The organism is Amycolatopsis kentuckyensis, from assembly GCF_002155975.1.
Lineage (GTDB): Bacteria > Actinomycetota > Actinomycetes > Mycobacteriales > Pseudonocardiaceae > Amycolatopsis > Amycolatopsis kentuckyensis.
Map to the genome: position 1 here is coordinate 1 of NZ_MUMI01000255.1, position 10,030 is coordinate 10,030.

Annotated in this window: 12 protein-coding genes; 2 read left to right on the top strand and 10 right to left on the bottom strand. The window is 72.1% G+C overall.

Features of this window, described 5'->3' with window-relative positions; all coding sequences use genetic code 11:
• On the top strand, positions 1-442 hold a 442-nt coding region (locus CCN39_RS24320; RefSeq protein WP_143264130.1), incomplete at its 5' end, for an HAD family hydrolase.
• A 71-nt stretch (positions 443-513) separates the two neighbouring features.
• Positions 514-1,443, top strand: a complete 930-nt coding sequence (locus CCN39_RS24325; protein WP_086845639.1) for a CPBP family intramembrane glutamic endopeptidase — start codon at positions 514-516, stop codon at positions 1,441-1,443.
• Here the strand turns inward: CCN39_RS24325 and CCN39_RS24330 are convergent.
• From CCN39_RS24330 to CCN39_RS24375, 10 genes are all read right to left on the bottom strand, one after another.
• Positions 1,422-2,084: a response regulator transcription factor gene (locus CCN39_RS24330; RefSeq protein WP_086845641.1), complete on the bottom strand. Its 663-nt coding sequence runs from the start codon at positions 2,082-2,084 to the stop codon at positions 1,422-1,424. The genes CCN39_RS24325 and CCN39_RS24330 overlap by 22 nt on opposite strands.
• Positions 2,072-3,304 (bottom strand): sensor histidine kinase, encoded by a 1,233-nt coding sequence (locus CCN39_RS24335; protein WP_086845643.1) that lies wholly within the window; start codon positions 3,302-3,304, stop codon positions 2,072-2,074. The genes CCN39_RS24330 and CCN39_RS24335 overlap by 13 nt, the downstream gene beginning before the upstream one ends.
• A 27-nt stretch (positions 3,305-3,331) precedes the next feature.
• Complete coding sequence (locus tag CCN39_RS24340) at positions 3,332-4,360, bottom strand: lysophospholipid acyltransferase family protein (protein WP_086845654.1); 1,029 nt, start codon at positions 4,358-4,360, stop codon at positions 3,332-3,334.
• A 14-nt stretch (positions 4,361-4,374) separates the two neighbouring features.
• On the bottom strand, positions 4,375-5,418 hold the full coding sequence (locus tag CCN39_RS24345; RefSeq protein WP_086845646.1) for an NAD-dependent epimerase/dehydratase family protein: 1,044 nt from the start codon (positions 5,416-5,418) through the stop codon (positions 4,375-4,377).
• A 256-nt stretch (positions 5,419-5,674) separates the two neighbouring features.
• On the bottom strand, positions 5,675-5,776 hold the full coding sequence (locus CCN39_RS24350; protein ID WP_007030867.1) for a 30S ribosomal protein bS22: 102 nt from the start codon (positions 5,774-5,776) through the stop codon (positions 5,675-5,677).
• 165 nt (positions 5,777-5,941) lie between these two features.
• On the bottom strand, positions 5,942-6,157 hold the full coding sequence (locus tag CCN39_RS24355; RefSeq protein WP_013222402.1) for a helix-turn-helix domain-containing protein: 216 nt from the start codon (positions 6,155-6,157) through the stop codon (positions 5,942-5,944).
• A gap of 193 nt (positions 6,158-6,350) precedes the next feature.
• A complete protein-coding gene (gene proC, locus CCN39_RS24360; RefSeq protein ID WP_086845648.1) occupies positions 6,351-7,163 on the bottom strand; it encodes a pyrroline-5-carboxylate reductase in 813 nt (270 codons plus the stop codon).
• Between the two features lie 95 nt (positions 7,164-7,258).
• Positions 7,259-8,077 carry a thioesterase family protein gene (locus CCN39_RS24365; RefSeq protein WP_086845650.1) on the bottom strand — a complete coding sequence of 273 codons (819 nt, stop codon included), beginning with the start codon at positions 8,075-8,077 and terminating at the stop codon, positions 7,259-7,261.
• 132 nt (positions 8,078-8,209) lie between these two features.
• Positions 8,210-9,022, bottom strand: coding sequence for a sugar phosphate isomerase/epimerase family protein (locus tag CCN39_RS24370; protein WP_208630351.1), 813 nt, complete (start codon positions 9,020-9,022; stop codon positions 8,210-8,212).
• Between the two features lie 69 nt (positions 9,023-9,091).
• Positions 9,092-10,030: Rv0497 family membrane protein (locus CCN39_RS24375; protein WP_208630352.1), on the bottom strand; the 939-nt coding region annotated here is incomplete at its 5' end.

Here is a 10,030-nt window from a genome sequence, read left to right on the forward strand (position 1 = left end):
GGGCCAGCGGGTGTGGCTGGTGACGGCCACCCCGATCGAGCTGGCGGCGATCATTTCGCGCCGGCTGGGCCTCACCGGCGCGCTGGGCACGGTGGCGGAGACGCGCGACGGCGTCTACACGGGCCGCTTGGTGGGCGACCTGCTGCACGGCCGGGCGAAGGCGCACGCGGTGCGGGCCCTGGCGTCCCGCGAGGGACTGAACCTCAAGCGCTGCACGGCGTACTCGGACTCGGCGAACGACATCCCGATGCTGTCGGCGGTCGGCACGGCCGTGGCGGTCAACCCGGACGGCGGCCTGCGGGACGTGGCCCGGGCCCGGGGCTGGGAGATCCGCGACTTCCGGACGGGCCGCAAGGCGGCGAAGATCGGCGTGCCGTCGGTTCTGGGCGCCGGCGCGCTCGCGGGCGCCGTGGCGGCCGGCATGGCCTACCGCCGCCGGTAGCGCCTGCGCTACCCCCACTTCGGGTGCGCGCGGGAATGACCCGCCCGCCGCCGGCTGGTGTGCTTTTCCCCATGGTAAAAGCGGCTTCGGCGAAGGGCAGTGCGGTGGCGACCCGAGTGGACATCGAAGAGCGGGCCGGTGACGGGGGCGGCCTGCGGGACAGCATCCGCAGACACCCGCTCACGTGGTTCTTCGTCCTGGCCAACCTCTTGAGCTGGGTCGCGTGGACGCCCTACATCCTGTCGGAGAACGGGCTGGGCGTCCTGCACTTCCGGTTCCCGGAGGTGCTCGGCACCGCGCAGTTCGCCGGTGTCCTGCCGGGCGCCTACCTGGGCCCGATCGGCTCGGCGTTCCTCGTCACCGCGGTCGCCGACGGCCGCACCGGGCTGCGCCGCTGGACCGCGCGGCTGTTCAAGTGGCGGGTCAACTGGCTCTGGTACGTGGCGGTCGTGCTCAGCGTGCCGGCCGCGCTCACGATCACCACGATCGCGCTGTCGGACCAGAATCCCGTGGTGCCCGCCGTCGCGACGCTGGTGGCCTACCTGCCGGGCCTGGTGCTGCAGATGGTCACGACCGGGCTCGCGGAGGAACCCGGCTGGCGGGACTTCGCGCTCCCCCGGCTCCAGCAGCGCTTCGGGCCGCTCGGCGGCACGCTCGTCCTGGGCCCGCTGTGGGGCGTGTGGCACCTGCCGCTGTTCTTCAGCGAGTGGGGCGGCTGGCCGGACGTCACCTGGCTGACGGTCGTCGAGTTCGTCGCCACCTGCGTCACCTTCAGCATCATCATGACCTGGGTGTTCAACCGCACCGGCCAGAGCCTGCCGCTGGCCATGCTGCTGCACACGAGCGTGAACAACTTCTTCTCGCTCGCCTGGTCGGAGATGTTCCCGGGCCTGACGGTCCGCGACACGACGCACGCGTTCCTGCTGGCCTCGACCGTGATCGCGCTCGTGCTGCTCGTCGCGACCCGGGGACGGCTGGGCTACCGGCCGAAGGCCGCCTGACCCCGCAGGTAGTGCAGCACCGCGGTGACCCGGCGGTCGGCGCGGTCGGCCGGCGGGAGATCGAGCTTCGCGAAGATGTTGCGGATGTGCTTGTGCACCGCGCCGTCGGTCACCACGAGCCGTTCGGCGATCGCGCCGTTGCCCAGGCCCTCCGCCATCAGCGACAGCACTTCGCGCTCTCTGGCGCTGAGGCGCTCGAGCCGCTTGTCCGGGCGGCTGCGCGTCAAGAGCTGGGCCACCACCTCCGGGTCGATCGCGGTCCCGCCGTCCACCACCCGGTGCAGGGCCTCCAGGAACTCCTCGACCCGGCCGACGCGCTCCTTCAACAAGTAGCCGAGCCCGGCACCGCCGTCGGTGAACAGCTCCGTGGCGAACGCCTGCTCGACGTACGCCGACAGCACCAGCACCGCGAGGCCAGGCTGACGGCGGCGGGCCTCCACGGCCGCGACGATGCCCTCGTCCGTGTGCGTCGGGGGCATGCGGACGTCCACAATGGCCAGATCCGGCACGTGTTCGTCCACCGCCGCGAGGAAGTCGTCGGCGTTGCCCACCGCCGCGCGCACGTCGACGCCCTCGGCGCGCAGCAGCATCGCGACGCCTTCGCGCAGCAGCAGGTCGTCCTCGGCGATCACGATCCGCACGGCAGGCTCACCCTCACGGTCGTCGGTCCGCCGGCCGGGCTGGTCAGCGCGAACGTCCCGTCGTGGGCCTCGACGCGGCGCCGGATGCCGGTCAGCCCGGACCCGGTGTCCTCGTCCGCCCCGCCGCGGCCGTCGTCGGTGACCGCCACGTGCACCCGGTCCCGCTCGTGGCGGAGCCGGACCGTCGCGGCGCTCGCCCCGCTGTGCCTGGCGACGTTGGTGAGCGCCTCGGCGACGACGAAGTAGGCCGTCACCTGGACCGAGACCGCGAGCCTGCCGGGGAGGTCGGCGTCGATCCGGCAGGTCACCGGGCAGTCGGCGGCCAGCGCGGCGAGCGCGTCGGGAAGGCTGCGTTCGGTCAGCACCGGCGGGAGGATACTGCGCACCACCCCGCGCAGTTCCGCGAGCGCCTGCTCGCCGGCGTCCTGGGCGCGCTCGAGGATCTCCTCCGCCGCGGCGGGATCCCGCGCCAGCGCCCGCTTCGCGGCACCCAGCAGCACGTTCACCGCGACGAGCCGGTTCTGCGTCCCGTCGTGCAGCGACCGTTCGATCCGCCGCAGTTCGACGGCGTGGGCGTCCAGCGCGGCCGCGCGCGTGGCGGTCAGCTCGGCGACGCGCAGCGCGAGGTCGGTCCCGCGGCCGGGCGCCAGCAGCCGCCGTCCCGGCCACTCCTGCAACCGGGCCAGCAGGGGCATGACCAGCACCGAGACGACCAGCGTCGCGACGCCGAACAGGCAGACCAGAACGGCGTCAGCCCAGTCCGTCGCCGTGAAGAACCCCTGGGCCGGAGTGGCGTCGCCGGGCGAGACGAACCACCACCACGCCGGGAACGACGTGTCGTGCATGACGTCGACGGCCAGGGTGAGGGCGGTCAGGCTGAGGACCAGCCCGAAGGTGCTGTGGCCGACGAGCCAGCCCAGTTCGCGCCGGACGGAGACCTGGGCGAGGGCGGCACGCCACTCCCGCGGCACGGGTGCCGGGCGGAGGATCTCCAGCCGCGTCCGCTCCCGGTCGGCGACGGTGCGCACCAGGCGCAGACCGGCGGGCACCAGCAGGAAGCCGACTCCCGCCACGCACAGCACCGCCGTCCCGAGCATCCACAGCGCGGCGGCCACCGCCAGCACGGCGGTGCCCATGCCCACGACGAGCCGCTCCAGCGCGTCCAGCGCGACACGGGCGCGGACGACCGGGTGCCACGGCCGGGCGTCCTCGGTGGCCATCCCGGAGAGGGTAGAGCACCGCGCCACTCAGCCGCGGAAGACCGACTTCCGCTGCGAAAGCCGCTGGTACAGCGTCTGCTGGATCGACTCCCGCACCTGGTCGGTCAGCTGGAACACCAGCATCGGGTCGTCGACGGCGTCCGGGCCGTAGGAGTCCGTGGCGATCGGCGCACCGAACTCGATGCTCCACTTCGTCGGCAGCGGGACCGCGCCCAGCAGGCCCAGCATCGGGAAGAACGGCGTCACCGGGAAGTACGGCAGCCCCAGCATCCGGGCCAGCACCTTGATGTCACCGAGCTTCGGGTAGATCTCCTCGGCGCCGATGACCGACACCGGGATGATCGGCACGCCCGCCTTCAGCGCGGCCGACACGAAGCCGCCGCGGCCGAAGCGCTGCAGCTTGTAGCGCGACGCGAACGGCTTGCCGACCCCCTTGAAGCCCTCCGGCCACACGCCGACCAGCTCGCCCTTGCGCAGCAGGCGCTCGGCGTCCGCGTGGCAGGCCAGCGTCTGGCCGGACTTGCGGGCGAACGACCCCACCAGCGGCACCTGGAACACCAGGTCGGCGCCGAGGCCGCGCAGGTGACGGCCGCCGGTCTCGTCGTGCACCGCCACCGCCGTCATCAGGGAGTCGAGCGGGATCGTGCCCGAGTGGTTGGACACCAGCAGCGCACCGCCGGCCGTCGGCAGGTTCTCGACGCCGTACGTGTCGACGCGGAACCACTTCTTGTACAGCGCGCGCAGCGGCGGGAGGAACACGGCGTCGGTCAGCTCGGCGTCGAAGCCGAACTCGTCGACGGTGTAGTCGCCGGTCAGCCGGTCGCGGATGAAGCCGAGCGCGGAGCGGGCCGCGGCCGAAAGCGGCTCTTCGGGCTCCGGCTGCTCGACGCCGCCGGGGAAGGCAACGACCGGCGCGTCGGCGCGGGCTGCTTCTTCTTCGCGCAGGTCCTGCTCCGCCGTCACCGCCTCGGGCTTTTCCCGGCCCGGTCCGTGCAGGGGGATGACCTGCGCTTCGGCACCGCCCACCGTTCCCGCCTCGCTTTCGAAGTCGTCCAAGTCGTGCGGCCTGGTCACCGGCTCTGTCCGGTAGCTGCGGCGACGAGCACGCGGCCGGCCAGTCCGGCCAGCTTGCCGCCGTCGAGCACCGGGCGGAGCCCGCGTCCCACGATGTAGTCGTCGAACGCCTCACGCGTGGTCCACCGCGGGGTGTACCCGAACTCCTGCTTCAGCTTGGCAATGTCGACGACCCGGCCGAAGTTCAGCAGCCGGACCTGGTCGGCGGAGAAGTCCACCACGCGCGCACCGCGCAGGACCTTGCCGACCGACGGCACCACGCTCCGCGGCATCGGCAGCTCGACCCGGCCGGCCCGCCGGATCGCCTGCGAGAGGGTGAGTACCCCCTCCGCGCCGACGTTGAACACGCCGGGCTTGTCGATCAAGGTCGCCCGTTCCAGCACGGACAGCGCGTCCGAAGAGTGCAGCAGCTGGATGCGCGCGTCGTAGCCGAAGACCGTCGGGACCACCGGCAGCGCGAAGTAGCGCGCGAGGACGGTGTCGGTCTCGGGGCCGATGATGTTGGCGAAGCGGAACAGCGTGGTCGTGATGTCCGGGCGGCGGCGCACCAGGCCGCGCACGTACCCCTCCATCTCGACGGCGTCCTTCGCGTACCCGCTGGTCGACGTCGGGATGAGCTCGGAGTCCTCGGTGAACACCGCCTGCGAGCGGGCGCCGGCGCCGTAGACCGCCGCCGTCGACTTGACCACCAGCTTCCGGACCAGCGGCGAGCGCTGGCAGGCGGCGAGCAGCCGCATGGTGCCGATGACGTTGACTTCCTTGATCGCCGTGCGGCGGCCCGGCCCGGCCGGGTGCGCGGTGCAGGACGCGTGCACCACGGTGTCCACTTTGGCGGTGCTGATCACCTTGGCAATCAACGGGTTCCTGATATCCGCGCGGACGAACTCCGCGTGCCCCATGCGCTGCAGTACCGCCTTGTCGGGCGGGACCGTGTCGACACCGATGACCCGTTCGAAGTCGGGGTTGTTGCCCAGCCGGGCGAGGAGTTTCCCGCCCAGTTCGCCGGCGACCCCGGTGACGAGCACGATGTTCGACGGCATGCGACTCCCTGCGGCGTAGGGCATGTGGGGGGTGGACGGTCACCCGAGGCGCGCGAACCTGCACTCACTGGAAGCATCGCGCGGACGCCCTTGAGATGTTACCGCTCTTCAGTGGTAGCTCCGGCCCGTCTCACGTGCTATTAACACCGGATTCCCCGGAAAGCGACGAACGCCTCACTCGAACGGGCGGAACCTGCCCACCACATGGACGTGGCCCGTCCAGAGACTGGACGGGCCACGGTCACACTCAGCAGGCTTACTTGCCGGCCTTACGACGCTGGACGCGCGTACGGCGAAGCAGCTTGCGGTGCTTCTTCTTCGACATGCGCTTGCGGCGCTTCTTGATCACAGAGCCCATGGGCGCTCCTTAGGTCGACGTCGGTCACGCTGCCCGGCGCAGCGTCCAACGGGTGGAGCGCACAGGCACGAGCGGTTTTCCAGGTTACCCGTCACCCGTGGCGGGCCGGTCGGCGGGCACGCCGTAGCGCTGCGCGCCGCTGGCCACGGCGTGCCCGGCGGCCGGTCAGCCCACGTCGTAATAAGCACCCTGGAGGTACTCGTGCACTGCTTTTTCTGGCACCCGGAAGGACTTCCCGACCCTGACGGCGGGCAGCTCACCCGAGTGCACGAGACGGTAGACGGTCATCTTGGAGACCCGCATCAGCGTGGCCACTTCGGCGACCGTCAGGAACTGGACCTGCCCGACTGCGGGCAAATCCTCCTTCTTGTTCGGCGACATGTTTACCGCGTCCTTCGACACGTGTCGCGCCACGAGGCTTCCCCACCTGTGGTATCGACACGCACGTGCTCTATCGAGAGTAGCGGGACTGGTGGGACTAATGCGACGCCTGTCACCGAGATGGGCCCCTACCAGCGCTAACGCACAAGCACCGGCGCGTGCAAGACCCGGCCCATCGCCCTTTCCGGGGAAATCAGCCTTCTTCGTGCGCCTTCCCGAGCTCCACCGAACGGTCCTTCGCAGCCTCGATGGCGGCCAGCAGCGCGGCGCGGACGCCGTGCTTCTCGAGCTCGCGGATGGCGTTGATGGTCGTCCCGGCCGGGGAGGTCACGGCCTCGCGCAGCAGCACGGGGTGCTCGTCGGATTCGGCGAGCATCTTCGCCGCGCCGACGGCCGACTGGATGATCAGCTGCCCGGCGAGCGCGCGCGGCAGGCCCAGCAGGATCCCGGCGTCGATCATGGCCTCGACCAGGTAGAAGAAGTAGGCGGGCCCGGACCCGGACAGCGCGGTGACGGCGTCCTGCTGCGCTTCGGGCACCTCGACGACCTGCCCCACGTGCGAGAGCAGCTCCCGCACGACGGCGAGGTGATCGGCGGTCGCGTACCGGCCGGCGGAGATGGCGCTCATGGCCTCGTTGACCAGCATCGGCGTGTTCGGCATGACCCGGACGACGGGGACGCCCTCGGCGAGCCGCCGTTCGTAGAGCGAGGTGGGCAGCCCGGCGCAGAGCGAGACGACGAGCGACGACGGCCCGAGCAGCGGCGCAAGCTCGTCCAGGACGGGCTCGATGTCCTGCGGCTTGACGGCGACGACCAGGATGTCGGCCCGCTTGGCGGCTTCTTCGACCTCCACGCCGCGGATGCCGTAGCGGCTGGTCAGCTCGTCGACGCGCGCCGGGTACCGCTCGGTGAAGAGGAGGTCGCCGGCGTCGTGGCCGCCGTGCAGCAGCCCCGAGAGCAACGCCTCACCGATCTTGCCCGCACCCAGCACCGCGATGACCGTCATGGCGTAAAGCGTGCCAAACCCGCCCCGGCCACCCGGTGCCGGGGCGAGGTCACCCAATCACGAGGGATGCCCCTCAAGACACACCCGGCCCGCGCTCAGCCGCCCGGAGCCGGGGCCAATCCCAGTTGCCGGGCCTGGCACACCAGCCGCCCCTGTGCGTCCACCACCGTTGCGTCGGAGTCGAACCACGACTCGTGCACCGACCTCGACTCGACCACCACGCGCAGCCAGCCGGGTGCCGGGCGGGTTCGCAGCAGCGCCGTCAGCTGGACCGTCGGTGCCCAGCCGATGCGCCCCAGGTTCATCACCACCGGCGGGTTCACGTCGGACGCCAGCAGCGAAAAGTACGGGTCGACCAGGCTGTGCCGCGGCCGGACCCACAGCCGCATCCGGGGCGGCTCGCCCGTCCGGCCCGTCAGGTAACCCGCCGTCGCCGGGTCCAGGCGGACCTCGCAGCCCTTGGCCAGGTTGAACGGTCCCTCGGTGCTCTCGGCCATCGCCAGCGCGCCCGGCGGCGGCTCGGCCGGCATCGACGGCACGTCGGTCCACTCCGGGCGCCGCATCGGCAGCCTGCCCGTCGTCACCCGGGCCTCGACGCAGCTGCGGCCGCGCTGCTCCAGCCGGACCTCGACCACCGTCGCGCGGCGGCCGACCTTGCGGACGTCCGTGCGCAGCAGGACCGGGCCGAGCGCGGGCGCGTGCAGGAACTCCGCGCTGACGACCAGCGGCTCCGCGTGCGGCTCACCGCGCTCGTGCAGGGCGGCGATCGCCGCCCGGGCCAGCAGGGCGAGCAGGAAACCCCCGTGCGGGTGCGAGCCGACGGCCCATTCCGCACGCAGCACCGCGGTGAAAGTGCCGTCCCCCAGCGACCGCGCCGCACTCGCCGTGTCGAAGGACACGGCGGTGCCGTCCATTCCGCTCACGAACGGTCCGCGCCATTTCGGGAATCGGGGTAGGTGACGAGCAACGAGAGCGACGGGTTCACGGTCCGAACTTTACGGGTTCGACCGGCGGAAATGCACTCGGGCGTGGATAGGGCGGCGCGGTTATTGGCCGAGGTGGAACCGCGCGAACAACAACGCCTCCGCCAGATCGCGGACCCGCTGCGCCGCGGCGACGGCGTGCCGGGTGTTGATCTCCAGCACGATCTGGCCGGAAAAACCGTTGCTGACCAGCTTCTCGAGCAGTTCGGCGCAGGGCTGGCCGCCGCGTCCGGGTACCAGGTGTTCGTCCTTCGGGACGCCGGTGCCGTCCGCCAGATGGACGTGCGTGAGGCCGTCACCCATCCGTTGCGCGAGCGCCAGCGCGTCCATCTCGGCTGCCGCTGTGTGGGACAGGTCGAGCGTGTAGTGCCGGAACCCGACGTCCGTCGGATCGATCGACGGCCGGAACGCGGACACGCGCGAATTCTTCGAACCACCCGGCGGCCGGACCTTGAACATGTTTTCCACGGCGATTTCGACGCCGCTCGACTCCTCCAGTTCGGCGACCAGATCACCGAACCCGTCCCCGTACCGGCGCTGCCAGCGGAACGGCGGATGCACCACCACCGTGCGCGCGCCGAGCTCGAGCGCGGCGTCGACCGACATCCGCAGCCGCACCGCCGGATCCGGCGACCAGATCCGCTGGGTGATCAGCAGCGACGGCGAGTGCACCGACAGCACGGGCACACCGGTGCGCCGCGACCAGCGCCGCAGCGCCGTGACATCCTGGCTGACCGGGTCGGCCCAGACCATCACCTCGACCCCGTCGTAGCCGAGCTCGGCGGCCAGCTCGAAGGCGGTGCCCGCCTTGAGGGGCCACACCGACGCCGTGCTGAGTCCGACGGGGACCGGCTGCTCGTCTGTCACGCGCGCCATCCTGCCTCGCCCGCGGTGCCCGGGCCGCGCCGCCGGGCCGCCAACGCGACGCGGATCACCGCGCCGACGTCACCGGCCGACGAGCAGCAGCGCCGCCGGCGAGACCGTCACCACCAGGCCCACCAGCACCGCCAGCACCGTGGTCTGCAGGTCTTCCGCGCGGCGGATCTTCCGCACGATCCAGACCAGCGCGACGACCACCAGCAACGCGGCGATCAGCGCGGCGGCCGGGATGTTGACCCACAGCCAGTTGAAGCCGAGCCAGACGGCCGCCCCGCCGACGACACCCATCGCCAGCTGGCCGGCCAGGGCCAGCCACTGCTTGCCGGGCGAAGCCGCGGGTTCCGGCTCCGCGGCCGGCTCGGGCGCGTCGTCGTACTCGTCTTCGTAGCCTTCGCCCTGCTCGTAGGCGTAGTCGTCCTGCTCGAAGTCCGGGCCGTCCGCCGGGTAGTCGTCGGCGAACTCGCGCTCGTAGGGCGCGAGATCGTCGGGGATCGGCGCCCGCGAGGCCCGGTCGCCGGGCGCGAACGGCATCGGCGGCGGGTACGCGCCGGTCGGCGGGCCCGCGTCGTAGGCGGCCTGGTAGCCGCTGCTCTCCGGGGCGAAGCCGTCGGGCTCGAAGTCGTCCTCGGGGTAGCCGTCGTCCGGGGTGTCGGTGGGCACCGCCGGCATGACGCCGATCTCGGTGTCCTCCATCTGCTCCTTCTGCCGCCGCTTGCGCCAGTTCGCCAGGCCGGCGGGCGAAGACGGCTCCGGCTCGGGCTGCTTGCCCTTCGGCGGCACCGGCGGCTCGTCGTCGGGGACCGCCGAGAACTGCTCGGTGTGGTCCTCGCGCTTCGGCTCCGGGCGGCGCGACGGGGCGCGGCGCGGCCGGCCGGGCGCGGCGGGCGGCGTCGCGAACGGCCCGCTCGCCATCGGGCCCGGCGGGACGTCGATGTCGGCGTCCGGGGAGCCGTTGAGGCCGTCGAGCCGGGCCGACAGCGGGCCGCCGCCCGGCGGCCCGCTGTC

Coding starts and splice junctions, on each gene's coding strand:
- CCN39_RS24365 (WP_086845650.1), bottom strand. CDS start 8,077: ATGGACGGCACCGCCGTGTCCTTCGACACGGCGAGTGCGGCGCGGTCG.
- CCN39_RS24370 (WP_208630351.1), bottom strand. CDS start 9,022: ATGGCGCGCGTGACAGACGAGCAGCCGGTCCCCGTCGGACTCAGCACG.
- CCN39_RS24335 (WP_086845643.1), bottom strand. CDS start 3,304: ATGGCCACCGAGGACGCCCGGCCGTGGCACCCGGTCGTCCGCGCCCGT.
- CCN39_RS24325 (WP_086845639.1), top strand. CDS start 514: ATGGTAAAAGCGGCTTCGGCGAAGGGCAGTGCGGTGGCGACCCGAGTG.
- CCN39_RS24355 (WP_013222402.1), bottom strand. CDS start 6,157: ATGTCGCCGAACAAGAAGGAGGATTTGCCCGCAGTCGGGCAGGTCCAG.
- CCN39_RS24345 (WP_086845646.1), bottom strand. CDS start 5,418: ATGCCGTCGAACATCGTGCTCGTCACCGGGGTCGCCGGCGAACTGGGC.
- CCN39_RS24350 (WP_007030867.1), bottom strand. CDS start 5,776: ATGGGCTCTGTGATCAAGAAGCGCCGCAAGCGCATGTCGAAGAAGAAG.
- proC (WP_086845648.1), bottom strand. CDS start 7,163: ATGACGGTCATCGCGGTGCTGGGTGCGGGCAAGATCGGTGAGGCGTTG.